Origin of the sequence: Pseudomonas sp. 1 R 17 (assembly GCF_900067035.1) — a bacterium.
Lineage (GTDB): Bacteria > Pseudomonadota > Gammaproteobacteria > Pseudomonadales > Pseudomonadaceae > Aquipseudomonas > Aquipseudomonas marginalis.
In genome coordinates, this window is sequence record NZ_FKLB01000021.1 from 124,246 (window position 1) to 142,959 (window position 18,714).

Sequence of the window (18,714 nt, forward strand, 5' to 3'; positions counted from 1 at the left end):
GACAAGAGGAACACATCTTGAAAGCGCCCCGCGTTACCCTCGATCAATGGCGCACGCTGCAAGCCGTCGTCGACCACGGCGGCTTCGCCCAGGCAGCGGAAGCGCTGCACCGTTCGCAGTCCTCGGTGAGCTACACCGTGGCCCGTATGCAAGACCAACTCGGCGTGCCGCTGCTGCGCATCGACGGGCGCAAGGCGGTACTCACCGACGCCGGTGAAGTGCTGCTGCGCCGCTCCCGGCAACTGGTGAAAAACGCCAGCCAGCTGGAAGACCTCGCCCACCATATGGAACAGGGCTGGGAAGCCGAAGTGCGGCTGGTCGTCGATGCGGCCTACCCCAACGCGCGCCTGGTACGCGCACTCACCGCGTTCATGCCGCAGAGCCGTGGTTGCCGGGTGCGTTTGCGTGAAGAGGTGCTGTCCGGCGTCGAAGAGCTGTTGATGGAAGGCGTGGCCGACCTGGCGATTTGCGGCTTCAGCATCCCCGGCTACCTGGGCACCGAAATGAGCGACGTGGAGTTCGTCGCCGTGGCCCACCCCGAGCACGCCTTGCACCGCATGAACCGCGAACTGAGCTTCCAGGACCTGGAAAGCCAGATGCAGGTGGTGATCCGCGACTCCGGCCGCCAGCAACCCCGGGATGTAGGCTGGCTCGGCGCCGAACAACGCTGGACCGTCGGCAGCCTGGCCACCGCCGCCGCGTTTGTCGGCAGCGGCCTGGGTTTTGCCTGGCTGCCACGGCACATGATCGAGCGTGAACTCGCCGAAGGCGTGCTCAAGCAGCTACCCTTGGAACAGGGCGGCAGCCGCCACCCCACGTTCTACCTGTATTCAAACAAGGACAAACCCTTGGGGCCGGCGACGCAGATCCTCGTGGAGCTGCTGCGCACCTTTGACACCGCCCCCCTGGACGCGCCTTTCGCCGCCCCCCAGCAAGCCTGAAACGGAGTTCATGCATGGCCTGGTTCGACCATGAAGGCTGCAGCCTGCACTATGAGGAATACGGCCACGGCACGCCGCTGATCCTGATCCACGGCCTGGGCTCCAGCAGCCAGGATTGGGAACTGCAGGTGCCAGCGCTGGCCCGCCACTACCGCCTGATTGTGGTGGATGTGCGCGGTCATGGGCGCTCCGACAAGCCTCGGGAGCGCTATAGCATCGAAGGGTTCACCTACGACCTGGTCGCCCTGATCGAGCACCTGGATCTGCCGCCCGCCCATGTGGTGGGTTTGTCCATGGGCGGCATGATCGCGTTCCAGCTGGCGGTGGACGAACCCGGCCGGGTCAAGAGCCTATGCATCGTCAACAGCGCGCCACAGGTCAAGGTACGCAGTGCCCAGGAGTACTGGTGGTGGGCCAGGCGCTGGACGCTCGCCCGTGTGCTCAGCCTCGCCACCATCGGCAAGGCACTCGGCGACCGGCTGTTCCCAAAACCGGCACAGGCCGACCTGCGCCGCAAGATGGCCGAACGCTGGGCAAAAAACGACAAACGTGCTTATCTCGCCAGCTTCGATGCGATTGTGGGCTGGGGCGTACAGGAACGACTTTCGAGGATTACCTGTCCAACCCTGGTCATCAGCGCCGACCACGACTACACCCCCGTGGCCCAGAAAGAAAACTATGTAAAACTGCTGCCCGATGCGCGACTGGTGGTGATCGAGGATTCCCGCCATGCCACGCCCTTGGACCAACCCGAAGTCTTTAATACCACCCTGCTCGATTTTCTAGAGACAGTCGAAACCACTACCCAGGATCACTGACCCATGCTGAAAAAAATCGCCTTTTTTGCCGGTTCCGTTCTGTTCGCTGCCAACCTGATGGCCGCCGAGCCTTCCAAGGCGCCACACGTATTGATCTCCACCACCAACGGCGACATTGAAATCGAACTGGACCCGGTCAAGGCGCCGATCAGTACCAAGAATTTCCTCGCCTATGTCGACAAAGGCTTCTACACCAACACGATCTTCCACCGCGTGATCCCGGGCTTCATGGTCCAGGGTGGCGGGTTCACCCAGCAGATGTCGCAAAAGCCGACCGAAGCGCCGATCAAGAACGAAGCCAGCAATGGCCTGCATAACGTGCGTGGCACGCTGTCGATGGCCCGCACCTCGAACCCGGATTCGGCCACCAGCCAGTTCTTCATCAACGTGGCTGACAACGCCTTCCTCGACCCGGGTCGCGATGCCGGTTATGCGGTGTTCGCCAAAGTGGTCAAGGGCATGGATGTGGTCGATATCATCGTCAACTCCCAGACCACCACCAAGCAAGGCATGCAGAACGTGCCAATCGATCCTGTCCTGATCAAGTCGGCCAAGCGCATCGACTGAAGTCTGCAGGAAACTCCGCGCACGGCCCACAAGGCCGCGCGCGCATTTGAAAGGAGAGCCCGCCAGGCGGGCGTCAACCCTAATGCTCTATCGTCGTTTTGAACAACTGATCGATATTTTCCGCGACGCTCCCAGCGCCGCCCCTCCCGACAAAGTCCTGCCCTTCTACCTCTACTACCTGCGCCAGGTGTGGCCCTGTTTTGCCGCACTGCTGGTGGTGGGCCTGGTCGGTGCGCTGATCGAAGTCGCGCTGTTCAGCTACCTGAGCCGTATCATCGACCTGGCCCAGGGCACACCGCCCGCCGACTTCTTCCAGATCCACAGCACCGAGCTGATCTGGATGGCCGTGGTCGCCCTGCTGCTGCGCCCGATTTTCAATGGCCTGCACGACTTGCTGGTGCACCAGACCATCAACCCCGGCATGACCAGCCTGATCCGCTGGCAGAACCACAGCTATGTGCTCAAGCAGAGCCTGAATTTCTTCCAGAACGATTTCGCCGGGCGCATTGCCCAGCGCATCATGCAAACCGGCAACTCCTTGCGTGACTCTGCGGTGGCAACAGCGGAAGCCATCTGGCACGTGTCGATCTACGCCATCACCTCCCTGGTGCTGTTTGCCGAGGCCGACTGGCGACTGATGATTCCGTTGATCACCTGGATCATTTGTTACTGCCTGGCATTGCGTTACTTCGTACCGCGGGTGAAAGAGCGTTCGGTGATTTCTTCCGAAGCCCGTTCCAAACTCATGGGGCGCATCGTCGACGGCTACACCAACATCACCACCTTGAAGCTGTTCGCCCATACCCAGAATGAGCAGGAATACGCCAAGGAAGCGATCATTGAGCAAACCGAAAAAACCCAGCTGGCGGCACGCGTGCTCACCAGCATGGATGCGGTCATCACCGTCCTCAACGGCCTGCTGATCGTCACCACCACCGGCCTGGCCCTGTGGTTGTGGACCCAGTCGCTGATCTCGGTGGGCGCGATTGCCCTGGCTACCGGCCTGGTGATTCGTATCGTCAACATGTCCGGCTGGATCATGTGGGTGGTCAACGGCATTTTCGAAAATATCGGCATCGTGCAGGACGGCCTCAAGACTATTGCCCAACCCCTGGCCGTGGTCGACCGCAACAACGCCCCGCGCCTGACAGTGCCCCATGGCGAAGTACGCTTCGAGCAGGTGGATTTCCACTACGGCAAGCAGAGCGGGATCATTGGCGGCTTGAACCTGAACATCCAGGCCGGTGAAAAGATCGGCCTGATCGGCCCGTCCGGCGCGGGCAAGTCGACCCTGGTCAACCTGCTGCTGCGCCTCTACGACCTGCAAGGCGGGCGGATCCTGATCGACGGCCAGGACATCGCCGAAGTGGCCCAGGAAACCCTGCGCGAACAGATCGGCATGATCACCCAGGACACCTCGCTGCTGCACCGCTCGATCCGCGACAACCTGCTGTACGGCAAGCCGGACGCCACCGACGAACAACTCTGGGCCGCCGTGCATAAGGCGCGTGCCGACGAGTTCATCCCGCTGCTGTCGGACTCGGAAGGCCGTACCGGGCTGGATGCCCACGTCGGCGAACGCGGGGTGAAACTCTCCGGTGGGCAGCGTCAACGTATCGCTATCGCCCGTGTACTGCTCAAGGATGCGCCGATCCTGATCATGGACGAAGCCACCTCGGCGCTGGACTCGGAAGTGGAGGCGGCGATCCAGGAAAGCCTGGAGACCCTGATGCAAGGCAAGACGGTGATTGCGATTGCGCACCGGTTGTCGACCATCGCGCGGATGGACCGCCTGGTGGTGCTGGAGAAAGGCCAGATTGCCGAGACGGGCAGCCATGCCGAACTGCTGGCCCATGGCGGTTTGTATGCACGCTTGTGGCAGCACCAGACCGGAGGGTTTGTCGGCATCGACTGAAGCAAATGTGGGAGGGGGCTTGCTCCCGATATCGGTGGGTCAGTCACCACATTTTGCGACTGACACTCCGCTATCGGCAGCAAGCCCCCTCTCACATTTGGTGGCCTGGATTTGTGTAAAAACCGTGCTGTACTCAGTGCAGTGCCCAGACGGGCGCTGAAGTAAATCTGCAGGGAGCATCACTGATTTACTGATTGGGTAGAGCGATCTATCAAGGACGTGCTGCATGTCTTTGTTCAAGCGTTCAGTCACAGAGGGGTTGGGAACGTTTTGGCTGGTGTTGGGTGGTTGCGGGAGTGCGGTGTTGGCCGCCGCGTTTCCCGCAGTCGGGATCGGATTGCTGGGCGTGGCCCTGGCGTTCGGGCTCACGGTGCTGACCATGGCGGTGGCCATCGGGCATATCAGCGGTTGTCACCTCAACCCGGCGGTATCGGTGGGGCTGGTAGTGGGCGGGAGGTTTCCGGCCAGGGAGTTACCGGCGTATATCGTGGCCCAAGTCGTCGGCGGGGTGGTCGCCGCCGCATTGTTGTACTTCATCGCCAGCGGCAGGCCGGGCTTTGAACTGGCCGGTGGGCTGGCCTCCAACGGCTATGGCGAGCATTCGCCGGGCGGCTATTCAATGGCAGCGGGGTTTGTCTGCGAGCTGGTGATGACAGCCATGTTCGTGCTGATCATCCTCGGCGCCACCGACCACCGTGCCCCGAAGGGCCTCGCGCCCATCGCCATTGGCCTGGCCCTCACCTTGATCCACCTGATCTCCATCCCCGTGACCAACACCTCGGTCAACCCGGCCCGCAGTACCGGCCCGGCATTGATCGTGGGCGGGTGGGCGATCCAGCAGTTGTGGATGTTCTGGCTCGCGCCGATCCTCGGTGCGGTGGTGGGCGGTGTGGTCTATCGATGGCTGGGCAAGGAGGAGCCGGGCTGAGACAAAGGGTCAGCCCTGCCGGTAGAGCAGGGCTGATTTCAATGGGCAGATACTCAACCCTGATGAGCCTGCATATATTGGCGCAACAATTGATTGATGCGCGTCTGGTAGCCCGTACCCTGACCTTTAAACCACTCCAAAACGTCGGCGTCCAGTCGAATAGTAACGGCTTGCTTTATTGGAACGCGTAATTCTGCACGTCGGAAAAATTCCGCGTCCAACTCAGGAATATCGCTGGTATCAACTTCTTCATCATTCATCTTGGCCAGGCGCTCCCAATCAGTTTTCGATGTTTGCGTCATAATATTTGGCCTCCTTCTTGGTTGCTTTTCGGGCGGAAATGATACGGATCACATCACCATGCCGCTCGGTGTATACGACCACACCCATTAACAATTTGATCCAGCCAATACTGATCCAACGCTCTTCGCCATAATCCGCTCGATCATCGCGCAAGGCCAGCATTGGATGCCGAAAGATATCCGGAACGTCGTTGAAATCGATGCCGTGCTTGGACTCATCCCACTCAAAATGCATGGCACATCCTGTATGTACTTTTGTACATACAGGATATCGACTCCATTACGTCCTGCCAGCATTGCCAGACCAATGGTTCAGCCCTGCCGGTAAGGCAGCGCCGCCCTCGCCTCTTCGGCATACGCCACAATCCCCACCCGCTCGCGCTCGAGGAAATCCTCCACGGCATTCTTCAACCCGGGGTGGCGCAGGTAGTGCCACGACCGGGTGATCACCGGCTCGAACCCGCGAATCAATTTGTGCTCGCCCTGGGCGCCGGCGTCGAAGCGTTGCAGGCCATGAGCGATGGCGTAGTCCATGCCCTGGTAGAAGCAGGTTTCAAAATGCAGCCGGTCAAACTCCGCCAGGCAACCCCAGTAGCGGCCGTAGAAGCTGTCGCCACCGATCAGGCTGAAGGCCATGGCCACCGGTCGCGTGCCTTGCCTGGCCAGCACCACACGGATCGCCTCGGGCATGCGCTCGGCCAGCAGGCTGAAAAACGCGCGGGTCAAGTACGGTGCCTGGCGGCGTACTGCGTAGGTATTGGCGTAGCAGGCGTAGACAAAATCCCACTGCGCCTCGTTCAGCTCGTGGCCTTGCAACCATTCGAAGTCGATGCCCTGCCCCGCCACTTGTTCGCGCTCCTTGCGCATCTGTTTGCGTTTGCGGGAACTGAGGGCGTCGAGGAAATCCTGGAAGTCACGGTAGCCGCGATTCTGCCAGTGAAACTGACAACCCAGGCGCTGCAACCAACCCGGTTGTTGGGCTAACGCCTCATCGGCCAAGCCGTCGGTGAAGTTGATATGGGCACTGGAGAGCCCTTCGATTTCCAGGTAGCCCGGCAGGCTCTTCAGCAGTTCGAAACCATCGTCGACGCTGGCCGCCAACAAGCGGGGGCCGCTGACCGGGCTGAATGGTACGGCCGTCAGCAGCTTGGGGTAGTAATCAATGCCCGCACGCTCGCAGGCATCGGCCCAACCATGGTCGAACACGTACTCGCCGTAGGAATGCCATTTGCGATAACTGGGCAATGCCGCCACCAGTCGGTCGCCTTCCCAATGTAACAAATGCTCCGGTTGCCAGCCCGCTTGAGGGCCCAGGCTGGCACTGTCTTCCAGCGCGCTGAGGAAGGCGTGCCGCACAAAAGGCTGGGCGTCCGGCACCAGTGCGTCCCAGGCCTGCGGGGCGATTTCGGACAGGCTGTCCAGGCGTTGCAGCGGCATTGGCATCCTCACTACGTCATGGCATGAAAACCTCGCGAGTATCGCTTATCGCAGGTCCGGGCACACCCCCGAATCGCCCGACAAGGCTCTAAATCAATAGTTCCATTCTTAAATAATTTGTCATCTACATGACATCACTTCGCCACTGCGCCGTCATAAACGATCGTGATACTGACGCCTGTTTTTAGAGCGCCTGGTTCTATCAGGTGGTTACTTTTCCGTCCGTCATCGGTCGGTTGTGTCCTGGATGGTTTGCCATCCCTCCTCACTTTCGGAGATTGATATGCGTCTTGCTTCCACTAAAACTGCAGCGGCCCTGTGCGGGGGCCTGTTACTGGCCCTGAGCGTTCCGGCCAGCGCTGCAGTCGACGCTAAATTGCTCGACATGCTCAAGGCCAACGGCCAAATCACCGCTTCGCAGTACACCGAACTGCAAAACGAGTTGGCCAAAGACCAGAAAGAACAGCAGATCGCACGGCAAGCTCAACAAGAGACCAACGAACAGATCGCGGCCACCGCGAAGAAAACCAACGAGCTGAGCAGCTTCGACCAGAAACTGGCCTGGGCCGCCAAGACTCAGTTCAAGGGTGATGTGCGCATGCGCCACGAGACCATCAAGGTCGAAGGCGAAAATGGCGTTACCCGCGCCGGCGTCACCGGTCGTGACAAGGACCGCGAACGGATCCGCGCACGCCTCGGCGCCTACACCGAAATCAACCCGCAGGTGGACACCGGTATTCGTATCGCCACCGGCGGCGGCAGCGATGCGCGCTCCACCAACCAGGACCTGGACGGCTACTTCGATAAAAAATCGATCTGGCTGGACCTCGGCTATATCGACTACCACCCCGACCAGATCAAAAACCTGCACATCATTGGCGGCAAAATGCTGCAGCCCTGGGTCAACATGGGCGATGTGATCTGGGATAGCGACATCAACCCGGAAGGCCTGGCACTCACCTACAAGTACCCACTGGGCGGCAGCGCCGAGCTGTTCGGCAGCCTGGGTAACTACAACCTCAAGGACAACGTGGACGGTGACGGCGTGCAGTACCGCCATGACCTGCGCCTGACCACCGGCCAGTTGGGGACCCGCTTCTCGGTGACCGACAACCTGAAAATGACCCTGGGCGGCAGCGTCTACGCCTACCAGAACGATGAAGACAGCCGTGCCTCAGGCACCAGCACCCCGAACGTGCTGGCCACCAACGGTAACACCCCCAACGGCGAGTTCCGCCTGTATGAAGGCTTCGGTCAAGTCGATATCGGCGGCCTGGCGGTGCCTCTGTCGTTCTACGGTCAGTACGTGAAAAACAACGACGCAATCGACGATGCGGACACGGCCTGGTTGCTGGGTGCCAAGTCCAAGGTGTTCGGTTTCAACCTGGACTACAACTATCGTGACGTGCAGAAAAACGCCGTGGTGGGGGCCTTCACCGATTCGGACTTCGGCGGCGGCTTCACCGGTTCCCGTGGTCACAAGTTCAAAGTCGGCTATGACATCGACAAGAACTTCGCCGTCGGCGCGACCTACTTCCTGACCAAGACCGACACCTACAGCCGCACGCTGGTTGACGGTAGCGCCAAAGCCAACACCTTCCAGCTGGATGCAGAAGCCAAGTTCTAAAGATAAGTGTTCAAGACCTCGGGCCAGGACGGCCCGAGGTGGCTGTACCAGACTTGCGTGGGTGGATCGGTCCCCATCATCCGTCCGATCGCCCCACGCGAGCCTGCTTATTCCCCGCCTTTCTGATCCTTGAGCCGCTCGGCAGCCAGCCGCTGCGCCAAGGCATCCACATCCTTCACCGGTTCCTGCGGCAGCATCCGCAACGTCGCCTGCAGCAGGCGCATCTGGCGGATAAACCGTCGGCAGTTGGGGCAGAACATCAAGTGATGACGCACCAGCAGACGTTCGCGAAAGGTCAATTGCCCATCGAGATAGTCACTGGAACGTGCCACTTGTTCTTTACAGGTCAACATTCGCCCGTTTCCTCAAAATGCTCCACCGTGGCGAAGACTTTAAGCCGTGCTCGATGCAACAGCACGCGGACATTGGAGAGTGAGAGCGTCAGAAGATTACAGATCTCCTCCAGTTCCAGGCCCTGGCGTTCACGCAGCACCAGCACGCTGCTTTGCAGTTCGGACAAACTCAGCAACGTGTGCTCCAGGCACTTGCGCAGCTCATCCTCGGTCAGCAAGGCTTCCGGGGTGTCCTGGTGCCAGGCATACGGGGCGACGGCCCAGTGGCCATCATCGGGGGAGAATCGATCATCGCCGATGGTGCCGTGGGGCGAAGGCAAATCGTCGAGCAGCACTTCCCGACGATTCTGCTTATAGCGCCCCTTGGCGGCGTTGGCAGTGATGGTCAGCAGCCAGGTCTTGAGGCTGGAACGCCCTTCGAATTTGGCCAGGTTGCGCACCACCGACAGCCAGGCGTCCTGCACCACTTCGTCGGCATGCCGCTGGCCGGCGATGGCATACGCCACCGCCCGCATTGCGCTTTGGTACGTGGTGACCAATTCCTTGTAGGCCCGTTGCTCGCCCTTGAGCAGTCGTTCAAGCAGGTGCGCGTCGTCCGCTGCTGCCATTCAAGACCTCGATTGTCTTAACGCTTGCGCAGGATCACGCTACCGATCGAATAGCCTGCGCCAAACGAACTGAGTACCGCGACGGCGCCCTTGGGCAGATCGTCCTGGTAGGTGTGGAATGCAATCACCGAACCCGCCGAGCTGGTGTTGGCGTAAGTATCGAGGATCACCGGTGCTTCTTCCACCGTGGCTTCGCGGCCCAGCAGTTTCTTCACAATCAGGTGGTTCATGCTCAGGTTGGCCTGGTGCAGCCAGAAGCGCTTCACATCGGCCACGTTCAACTGGTTCTCGGCCAGGTGCACGCCGATCAGTTCGGCGACCATCGGGCACACGTCGCGGAAGACTTTGCGGCCTTCCTGCACGAACAGCTTGTCGGGCGCACCGATGCCCTCTTCCGCCGCGCGGTTGAGGAAACCGAAGTTGTTGCGGATGTTATTGGAGAACTTGGTCAGCAGCTTGGTGCTCACCACGTCGAACTGATGCGCGGAGGTCGCCAGGTCGGCGCGCTCGAGGACGACGGCCGTGGCGGCGTCGCCGAAGATAAAGTGGCTGTCGCGATCGCGGAAGTTCAAGTGGCCGGTGCAGACTTCCGGGTTGACCATCAGGATCGCCCGGGCCTGGCCCAGCTGGATGCTGTTGGCGGCGTTCTGGATACCGAAGGTCGCCGAGGAACACGCCACGTTCATGTCGAAACCGAAGCCTGCGATGCCAAGGGCTTCCTGGACTTCGATGGCGATGGCCGGGTAGGCACGTTGCAGGTTGGAACAGGCGACGATCACACCATCGATGTCGGCGGCAGTCTTGCCGGCGCGCTGCAGGGCCTGCTCGGCGGCACCGATGGCCATCTGGCAAAGCACCGACCACTCGTCATTGCTGCGCTCGGGCAGGCGCGGCGCCATGCGCTGCGGGTCAAGAATGCCCTCCTTGTCCATCACGAAGCGGCTCTTGATGCCCGAGGCTTTTTCGATGAACGCAGCGCTCGACTCCGTCAGCGCCTGGACTTCACCGCGCTCGATGGCAGCGGCGTTGTCGCTGTTGAACTGTTGCACATAGGTATTGAAAGACTGCACCAGCTCTTCGTTGGAGATGCTGTTGGCCGGGGTGTACAGGCCAGTGCCGCTGATGACGACGTTATGCACGATCGTTCCTCTAAATCTGTCAGGCAGATGATATTGGTACCGACGTACCAAACCGTAAGTAGTTCTATTCCGCCCAGCGGACATCAAACTGGCATCGCTTTATTCCTTCGCGCCGCAGACTTTTGCGACGATCCCGGCATTTATAGCGGCGAAGTTTGCCACAAACCCTGGGGTTTGGCGCCATATGCCGGATAAACACCCTGATCAAAGCGCGATCAAGTTTCAATGTGGGAGATTGCCCCCTCCCACATTTGGACCTCTCTGGTCTGGATAACCGAGAAAGGGATCAGGCCTCGACCAGGCTCCACTGCTTGCTCAAGCGCTTGTCGGAAATCGGCACCTTGGTCCCCAACTGCTGGGCAAACAACGACACCCGGTATTCCTCCAACCACCAGCGATACAGCTCCAGTTGCGGGTCGCGCTTGCCTTCCTGGGTGTGCTTGTTCAAGCGGTTCTGGTACTGCGCCCACAGGCCGCCCAGTTCGCTGCTCCACACACGATCCTTTTGCACCTGGCCAGGCAGTTTCTCCAGGCGCAATTCGATGGCCTTGAGAAAACGCGGCAATTCCTTGAACCACTGCGCCGGGGTTTCGCGCACAAAGCCGGGATACACCAGGTTGCTCAATTGCTGCTTGATGTCGTTCAGGGCCACGGCCTGGGCCAGGTCGATCTTGCCCTTGAAGCGCTTTTGCAGGCCATGCCAGAGCTTCAGCACGTCCAGGGTCAGGCGCGCCAGGCGTTCGGCGTGTTCGGTCCAACTGCCACGCTTGCGTTCAGCCAGCGCCGCCAAACCGGCACCGTCACGGGGCAGGCTGGCTTCGCCTTCCAGCACACAGGTGTCGAGGCTGGCCAGCAGGATGTCTTCCACCAGGGCGTCGATACGCCCCAGTTCGCGGTACATCAGGCCCAGTTCAGTGAGGCCGGGCAATTTGCCGCGCAGGAATTTGGCCGGTTCCGCCAATTGCTGCATCAACAGGCGTTGCAACGCACGGCGGTGCTGGAACTCAGCCTCGGCGGCGGTGGAAAAACGGCCCTCTTTCACGGTGCCGTTTTCTTCCACCAGCGCCGGATAGACCGTCATCGACAGCCCGGCGATCTTCTGCTGGGTTTTCTCGGCCACCGCCGCGAACACCTTGGCCTCCACCGGCTGCTGGCTTTTCGCGGTGTGCGGCACGGCCAGCGCGGCCTGGCTGGCTTCGACAAAACGCGCGGTCAACTCGGCCAGGTCGCGGCCCTCGCCAAGGAACTTGCCTTGACCGTCGACCACTTCCAGGTTCATCTTCAGATGGTTTTCCACCTGCTGCGCCGCTTCGGCCCAGGCCTCATCGCTGACCCGCGCCCCGGTCATGCGCAGCAATTCGCGCCCCAATGCCTGGGGCAGCGAACCCTGGCCAAACTCGATGCGCTGCAGCGCCGCCTTGACGAAATCCGGCACCGGCACGAAGTTCTTGCGCAGGGCCTTGGGCAGGTTGCGCACCAGGGCGATGCACTTGGCTTCGATCAGCCCCGGCACCAGCCACTCCAGGCGCTCCGGCGGCAAGGCCGGCAGCAGCGGTGCCGGTACGCGCAGGGTCACGCCGTCGCGGGGGTGGTTGGGTTCGAAGTGGTAACTCAGGGCCAGTTCCAGATCGCCCAGGTGCAGGGTGTCCGGGTAATGGGCGGCAGTGACTTCACTGGCTTCGCGGGCCAGCACGTCTTCCTCGCGCATGATCAGCAACTGCGGGTCTTTCTGGCTGTTGACCTTGTACCAGCTGTCAAAGGTGGCGGTCTGGTGGATCTCCGCCGGCAGCCGTGCGTCATAGAACGCGTACAAGGTCTCTTCGTCGGCCAGGATATCGCGGCGGCGCGCCTTGGCTTCCAGTTCGTCGAGCTGCTCCAGCAGTTGCTGGTTGGCCGTCAGGCATTTGGCGCGGGACTGGATCTCGCCACGCACCAAGCCTTCGCGAATAAACAACTCCCGCGACACCACCGGGTCAATCGGCCCGTAATGCACCGGCCGACGCCCGACCACGATCAGCCCGAACAGGGTGATCTGCTCGAACGCCACCACCTGGCCGCGCTTCTTCTCCCAGTGGGGTTCGAAGTGGTTTTTCTTGATCAAGTGCCCGGCCAGCGGTTCGATCCAGTCGGCATCGATCTTCGCCACCATGCGCGCATACAGCTTGGTGGTTTCCACCAGTTCGGCGGTCATCAGCCATTGCGGGCGTTTCTTGCCGATACCCGAGGACGGGTGAATCCAGAAGCGTCGCTGACGGGCGCCGAGATAATCGCCGTCCTCGGTCTTCTGGCCGATCTGGCTGAGCAGGCCGGACAGCACCGCCTTGTGCAGCTTGGGGAAGTCCGCCGGTTCTTTGTTGATGGTCAACTGCATGTCGCGGCAGATCAGGCTCAACTGGCGATGGGAGTCGCGCCACTCGCGCAGGCGCAGGTAGTTGAGGAAGTTCTTGCGGCACCAGTTGCGCAGCGGGCTGGCCGTCAGTTCCTGGCGCTGTTCTTCAAAGCCGCGCCACAGGTTGACCAAGCCGGCGAAATCCGAGTCCGGGTCCTTCCACTGTGCGTGGGCCTGGTCGGCGGCCTGCTGGCGCTCCGGTGGGCGCTCGCGCGGGTCCTGGATCGACATGGCGCTGGCCACGATCAGCACTTCCTGCAAGCTGCCGAGCTTGGCGGCTTCAAGCAGCATGCGGCCCATGCGCGGGTCCACAGGCAGGCGCGCCAACTGACGGCCCAATGGCGTGAGCTGGCTGTTGCGATCGACCGCCGAGAGTTCCTGCAACAGGTTGAAACCATCGCTGATGGCCTTGCCATCCGGCGGTTCGATAAACGGGAAGTCGGTGATTTCGCCGAGGCGCAAATGCAGCATTTGCAGGATGACGGCGGCGAGGTTGGTGCGCAGGATCTCGGGATCGGTAAATTCCGGACGGCCGATAAAATCCTCTTCGCTGTACAAGCGAATGCAAATCCCCGGCTCCACCCGGCCGCAACGGCCTTTACGCTGGTTGGCACTGGCCTGGGAAATCGCCTCGATCGGCAGGCGTTGCACCTTGGCGCGGTAGCTGTAGCGGCTGATGCGTGCGGTGCCGCTGTCGATCACATAACGAATGCCCGGCACCGTCAGCGAGGTTTCCGCGACGTTGGTCGCCAGCACCACTCGGCGCCCTGGGTGGGACTGGAAAATGCGCTGCTGTTCGGCCGGCGACAGGCGTGCGTACAACGGCAGGATCTCGGTGTGCTTGAGCTGGGCCTTGCGCAGCATCTCGGCTGCATCGCGAATCTCGCGCTCGCCGGGCAAAAATACCAGCACGTCACCAGGGCTGCGGCGTTCGCTGCGCTCATAGGCGGCGATTTCGTCGAGGGTGGCGAGGATCGCCTGATCGACGGTCAGGTCGTCTTCGACACGGTTGCCCTCCTCGTCCTGTTCCAGGGTCAGCGGGCGGTACCAGGTGTCCACCGGGAAGGTGCGGCCCGAGACCTCGACAATCGGTGCGTCGTCGAAGTGCTTGGAAAAACGCTCCAGGTCGATGGTCGCCGAAGTGATGATAACTTTCAGGTCCGGACGACGCGGCAGCAGGGTTTTCAGGTAACCCAGCAGGAAGTCGATGTTCAGGCTGCGTTCGTGGGCTTCGTCGACGATGATCGTGTCGTAGCGTTCCAGGTAACGGTCGTTCTGGGTTTCCGCCAGCAGGATACCGTCGGTCATCAGCTTGATCAGGGTGTTGGCGTCGCTTTGGTCTTCGAAGCGCACCTGATAGCCGACCAACGCGCCCAGCGGCGTGGCCAACTCTTCGGCGACGCGGCTGGCGACGCTGCGCGCAGCGATCCGGCGTGGTTGGGTATGGCCGATCAGGCCATATTGGCCGCGGCCGATCTCCAGGCAGATCTTCGGCAACTGGGTGGTCTTGCCCGAGCCGGTTTCGCCGGCAATGATCAGCACCTGATTCTTTTGCAGCGCGTCCTTGATCTCATCGCGCTTGGCCGCGATCGGCAAACTGTCGTCGTAACGAATCACCGGCAGGCTGGCGCGCCGCGCCGTGACCTGGGCGCAGGACGCCTGCATGCGCGTGACCCACTGCGCCAGCTTCTCCTCGTCGGGCTTCTTGCGCAGCTCAAGCAGTTGCCGCCGCAAGCGGTGACGGTCGGCGAGCATGGCGTGGTCGAGGTTTTTCAGCAGTTGGTCGATAGCGGGCGCTTGGTCAGTCATCGGGTACGCAAAGGTCGTCTATTTATGCAGGGTGCGGATTGTCGCAGAAAAGCAGCTGCGAGCGGCAAGCTTCAAGCGGCAAGTCAGGGCGGATCTGCTTTTACTTGCCGCTTTGAGCTTATGGCTGCTCTTTTCTTTTATAAGGGAAGACATCGATCACTTTGCCTGCACGAATCGCATCCTGCAGGCCTTTCCAATAATCAGCGTTATACAGCTCGCCATGCAGTTCATCGAACAGCTTGCGCTGGCCGGCGTCGGCGAACAGGAACGGCGGGAATTCTTCCGGGAACACGTCCAGCGGGCCGATGGAGTACCAGGGCTCCGAGGCCATTTCATCCTCGGGCGTGCGCGGCGCGGGGATGTGGCGGAAGTTGGCTTCGGTGAGAAAGCAGATTTCGTCGTAGTCGTAGAACACCACGCGACCGTGACGGGTGACGCCGAAGTTCTTCAGCAGCATGTCGCCGGGGAAGATGTTCGCTGCCGCCAGTTGCTTGATCGCCAGGCCGTAGTCTTCCAGGGCTTCGCGCACCTGGGCGGGGTTGGCGTTTTCCAGGTAGAGGTTGAGCGGGGTCATGCGCCGTTCGGTCCAGCAGTGGCGGATCAGTACCGTATCGCCTTCCACTTCGACGGTGCCGGCAGCGACGTCCAGCAGTTCAGCCAGGCACTCGGGCTCGAACTTGCCCAGGGGAAAGCGGAAGTCGGCAAACTCCTGGGTATCGGCCATGCGCCCGACGCGATCGACGCTTTTGACCAGGCGGTACTTCTCGATCACCGTGGCGCGGTTGACGTTTTTCGACGGTGAAAAACGGTCCTTGATGATCTTGAACACGGTATTGAAGCCCGGCAGGGTGAACACGCTCATGACCATGCCACGCACGCCGGGGGCCATGATGAATTGATCGTCGGTGGTGGCCAGGTGGTTGATCAGCGCGCGGTAGAACTCCGACTTGCCGTGTTTGTAGAAACCAATCGAGGTGTACAGCTCGGCAATGTGCTTGCCCGGCAGGATGCGTTTGAGAAAGCCGATAAATTCCGCCGGCACCGGCACGTCGACCATGAAGTAGGAACGGGTGAACGAAAAGATGATCGACACCTCGGCCTCGTCGGTGATCAGCGCATCGATCTGGATGCCCTGGCCTTCGCGGTGCAGCAGCGGAATCACCAGGGGCCATTGTTCGTCGCGGGTGTAGATGCGCCCGACGAGGTAGGCGCCTTTGTTGCGGTAGAGCACCGAGGAAAACAGCTCGACCTTGAGGTCCGGGTCCTTGCACACCCAGTCCGGCAGGTTTTCCCGCAGTTGGGTTTCGAGGCGACCCAGGTCGGTTGCCAGGTCGGCGTAGGGCTCGCTGAAACGATAGTCGGCAAAAATCTGCGCGAGTATCTCGGGAATCTGGCCGGCGGGCGCGTAGGTATGGGTTTGTGCCGCCCGTGCCCGGCGCAGGCTCGGCCGCGTGGTGTGGATGAACATGCAGCCGTCGCTGATCAGGTCATGGCTGAACAGGCCGCAGAAGATCGAGTTGTACCAGGTCTCGGACAGCTCATCGTCAAAACGCAGGTCGATCAGGCCGATATAGGCGCTTTTCACCAGCGGCCACAGGTCAATGTCGAGCAATGCGCTGCCCTCGAAGTTCGCGCGCAGGCGCGCGCTCACTTCACCGACCTTGTCTTCGTACAGGTTGATCCGCGCCGCCGATGCCGCCTGCCCCTGTTGCCACTGGGCCTTTTCGAAACGCTCGCGGGCGCCATCGGTGATCTGGCGAAAGTGCTCGCGGTAATCGTCGAAGCCTTCGAGGATAGTGCGGGCGATAGCGAGGGCAGGCGTGGATGGCGACATGCGGGAAACCTCGAGCGGGCATCTGGGATGCCCTGAGCTTAGCCAGTGTACGCAGGCAGGAGAAGGGTCATTTTTTGCACTGACTTGTACAGCTCCGTTCATTTCGTACATTTATTTTCAATTTTTTAATTCGACCGAACGGTCAATAAACGCACCTCACAGTCGATCCGCGTTTGATCCACAGGCCTTGAGCGCCGTGGCCTGGCAGGTAGAAGCCGAAAAACCGCCAACCAGAACGGCCGCGGGTCCTCCATAGGGCTTTGGATCCAACTAAGGGAAACCCCGATTACTACCTTGATGGCACTTTGATATATAGCGCGCCCTCTCCCACCCTAACAAGGTCCGAAGACCGACCCGGGAGCAGGTTCTAATCGCCCAAGGAGCATTGAGATGTCATTGAGGAATATGAGGATCGGTCTGCGTGCCAGTCTGAGTTTTGGGGTTTTGGCCAGCTTGCTGGTGATTGTGGGAATGTTTGGCCTGGGCCAGATGGCCAAGCTGCGGGAAAGCGCGCTGGTCATTGAACAAACCTGGATGCCGAGCATCGAGAATATCCATGACAGCGCAGCCTTGGTGGCCACTGTCCGCCTGGAGTCCCTGCGCCTGGTGAGCACCGACGAGTCTCGCGTGCGTGAGACCAGCAGAGGCCTGATCACCCGCACCAGCAGCGAACTGCAAGCCCTGCTCGAGCGCCATGAAACCTTGCTGAGCAATGACGAAGAGCGCGAACTGCTGAAAACCCTCAAGGCCAATGTCGCGACATACCTGGCCATCGTCGGGCAGATGGTTGCGTTGGTGGACAAGGATCAACAGCAAGACGCCCTCGACCTGCTCGTCAGCCGCCTCGCCCCCCAGGGCACGATCCTGAGCCAGAGCCTGGAAAACCTGATCGTCTTTAACCAGAACGGCGTGGAAGCGGCGGCCGATTCGGCCGCACAGATGTATTCGAGCGCACAGTGGATTGTCGGCCTGATTATCGCAGTCGCACTGATCGCCACCTTGCTGCTGGCCTGGCTGCTGACCCGCAGCATCACCGCGCCGATCGGCCAGGCCCTGAACGTGGCGCGCACCATCGCCGCCGGCGACTTGAGCCAGCCGATCGTGGTGCACGGCCATGACGAACCCGCGCAATTGCTGAGCGCCCTGGCGACCATGCAAGCGCAGCTGCAGACCACCATCCGAGGCATCAGCGAATCGGCGCAGCAACTGGCTTCCGCCGCCGAAGAAATGAGCGCGGTGATGGAACAAAGCACGCGCGGCCTGCAGGCGCAGAACGATGAAATCGAGCAGGCTGCCACCGCCGTGACCGAGATGAGCACGGCAGTGGACGAGGTCGCGGGTAATGCGGTGTCCAGCGCCGAGGCGTCCCAGGCTTCCGATGAAGACAGCAAGCACGGCCACTACCAGATCAGCGAAACCATCAGCTCGATCCAGAACCTGGTGGACGAAGTGCTCGGCGCCTCGAACAAGGCCGAAGGCCTGGCGCTGCAAGCGCAGGACATCAGCAAGGTGCTGGAAGTGATTCGCGGCATTGCCGGGCAAACCAACCTGCTGGCGCTCAACGCCGCGATTGAAGCGGCGCGTGCCGGTGAAGCCGGGCGTGGGTTCGCGGTCGTCGCCGACGAGGTGCGTTCGCTGGCACAGCGCACCCAGGACTCCACCGAAGAAATCGAGCAGATGATCACCGGTATCCAGCAAGGCACCCAGGCCACCGTCGAGGCGCTGAACAGCAGCGCCGAGCATGCCGGCCAGACCTTGCAACGGGCCAACAGCGCCGGCAGTGCCCTGGAAAAAATCACCGCCGCCATCTCGCAGATCAGCCAGCGCAACCTGGTGATCGCCAGCGCCGCCGAGCAACAGGCGCTGGTAGCGCGCGATGTGGACCGCAGCCTGGTGAACATCCGCGACCTGTCCACCCAGACCGCCGCCGGCGCCACCCAGACCTCGGCCGCCAGCCAGGAACTGTCGCGGCTGGCGGTGGACCTGAATGGGCTGGTGACGCGGTTTGTCCTGTAATCAATGAAGGCGGCGTGCAACACTCGCGGCC

Annotated in this window: 15 protein-coding genes; 7 read left to right on the top strand and 8 right to left on the bottom strand. The window is 61.2% G+C overall.

What is annotated here, in order from left to right; translation table 11 throughout:
* Positions 1-17: 17 nt before the first annotated feature.
* The 5 genes from BFP99_RS05950 to aqpZ all read left to right on the top strand — a co-directional run bounded on the left by BFP99_RS05950 (position 18) and on the right by aqpZ (position 5,169).
* Positions 18-941: a LysR family transcriptional regulator gene (locus BFP99_RS05950; RefSeq protein WP_065946860.1), complete on the top strand. Its 924-nt coding sequence runs from the start codon at positions 18-20 to the stop codon at positions 939-941.
* A gap of 14 nt (positions 942-955) precedes the next feature.
* Positions 956-1,759: an alpha/beta fold hydrolase gene (locus tag BFP99_RS05955; RefSeq protein WP_065924715.1), complete on the top strand. Its 804-nt coding sequence runs from the start codon at positions 956-958 to the stop codon at positions 1,757-1,759.
* 3 nt (positions 1,760-1,762) lie between these two features.
* A complete protein-coding gene (locus tag BFP99_RS05960; RefSeq protein ID WP_027603757.1) occupies positions 1,763-2,326 on the top strand; it encodes a peptidylprolyl isomerase in 564 nt (187 codons plus the stop codon).
* Between the two features lie 82 nt (positions 2,327-2,408).
* Positions 2,409-4,241, top strand: coding sequence for an ABC transporter ATP-binding protein (locus BFP99_RS05965; protein ID WP_065946861.1), 1,833 nt, complete (start codon positions 2,409-2,411; stop codon positions 4,239-4,241).
* 226 nt (positions 4,242-4,467) lie between these two features.
* Positions 4,468-5,169, top strand: coding sequence for an aquaporin Z (gene aqpZ, locus BFP99_RS05970; protein WP_065946862.1), 702 nt, complete (start codon positions 4,468-4,470; stop codon positions 5,167-5,169).
* 53 nt (positions 5,170-5,222) lie between these two features.
* On the opposite strand, the gene BFP99_RS05975 is transcribed toward aqpZ, so the two are convergent.
* From BFP99_RS05975 to BFP99_RS05985, 3 genes are all read right to left on the bottom strand, one after another.
* Positions 5,223-5,471: a BrnA antitoxin family protein gene (locus tag BFP99_RS05975; RefSeq protein WP_065946863.1), complete on the bottom strand. Its 249-nt coding sequence runs from the start codon at positions 5,469-5,471 to the stop codon at positions 5,223-5,225.
* Positions 5,449-5,706: a BrnT family toxin gene (locus BFP99_RS05980; RefSeq protein ID WP_065946864.1), complete on the bottom strand. Its 258-nt coding sequence runs from the start codon at positions 5,704-5,706 to the stop codon at positions 5,449-5,451. The genes BFP99_RS05975 and BFP99_RS05980 overlap by 23 nt, the downstream gene beginning before the upstream one ends.
* A 77-nt stretch (positions 5,707-5,783) precedes the next feature.
* On the bottom strand, positions 5,784-6,908 hold the full coding sequence (locus BFP99_RS05985) for a GNAT family N-acetyltransferase (RefSeq protein ID WP_065946865.1): 1,125 nt from the start codon (positions 6,906-6,908) through the stop codon (positions 5,784-5,786).
* Positions 6,909-7,191: 283 nt separating this feature from the next.
* On the opposite strand from BFP99_RS05985, the gene BFP99_RS05990 reads away from it, so the two are divergent.
* Positions 7,192-8,535 carry a putative porin gene (locus tag BFP99_RS05990; protein ID WP_027603753.1) on the top strand — a complete coding sequence of 448 codons (1,344 nt, stop codon included), beginning with the start codon at positions 7,192-7,194 and terminating at the stop codon, positions 8,533-8,535.
* Positions 8,536-8,642: 107 nt separating this feature from the next.
* Here BFP99_RS05990 and BFP99_RS05995 read toward each other — a convergent pair whose 3' ends face one another.
* The 5 genes from BFP99_RS05995 to aceK all read right to left on the bottom strand — a co-directional run bounded on the left by BFP99_RS05995 (position 8,643) and on the right by aceK (position 16,667).
* Positions 8,643-8,888 (bottom strand): anti-sigma factor family protein, encoded by a 246-nt coding sequence (locus tag BFP99_RS05995; protein ID WP_027603752.1) that lies wholly within the window; start codon positions 8,886-8,888, stop codon positions 8,643-8,645.
* Positions 8,882-9,496 carry an RNA polymerase sigma factor gene (locus tag BFP99_RS06000; protein WP_027603751.1) on the bottom strand — a complete coding sequence of 205 codons (615 nt, stop codon included), beginning with the start codon at positions 9,494-9,496 and terminating at the stop codon, positions 8,882-8,884. Before BFP99_RS06000 ends, BFP99_RS05995 begins: the two co-directional genes overlap by 7 nt.
* 17 nt (positions 9,497-9,513) lie before the next feature.
* The gene (locus BFP99_RS06005) at positions 9,514-10,635 is read right to left on the bottom strand and encodes a beta-ketoacyl-ACP synthase III (protein WP_065946866.1); all 1,122 of its coding nucleotides are present in this window, start codon (positions 10,633-10,635) and stop codon (positions 9,514-9,516) included.
* 286 nt (positions 10,636-10,921) lie between these two features.
* The gene (gene hrpA / locus BFP99_RS06010; RefSeq protein ID WP_065946867.1) at positions 10,922-14,833 is read right to left on the bottom strand and encodes an ATP-dependent RNA helicase HrpA; all 3,912 of its coding nucleotides are present in this window, start codon (positions 14,831-14,833) and stop codon (positions 10,922-10,924) included.
* Positions 14,834-14,951: 118 nt separating this feature from the next.
* Positions 14,952-16,667, bottom strand: coding sequence for a bifunctional isocitrate dehydrogenase kinase/phosphatase (aceK, locus tag BFP99_RS06015; protein WP_065946868.1), 1,716 nt, complete (start codon positions 16,665-16,667; stop codon positions 14,952-14,954).
* 405 nt (positions 16,668-17,072) lie between these two features.
* On the opposite strand from aceK, the gene BFP99_RS06020 reads away from it, so the two are divergent.
* On the top strand, positions 17,073-18,683 hold the full coding sequence (locus tag BFP99_RS06020) for a methyl-accepting chemotaxis protein (RefSeq protein WP_370737639.1): 1,611 nt from the start codon (positions 17,073-17,075) through the stop codon (positions 18,681-18,683).
* Positions 18,684-18,714: the final 31 nt, after the last annotated feature.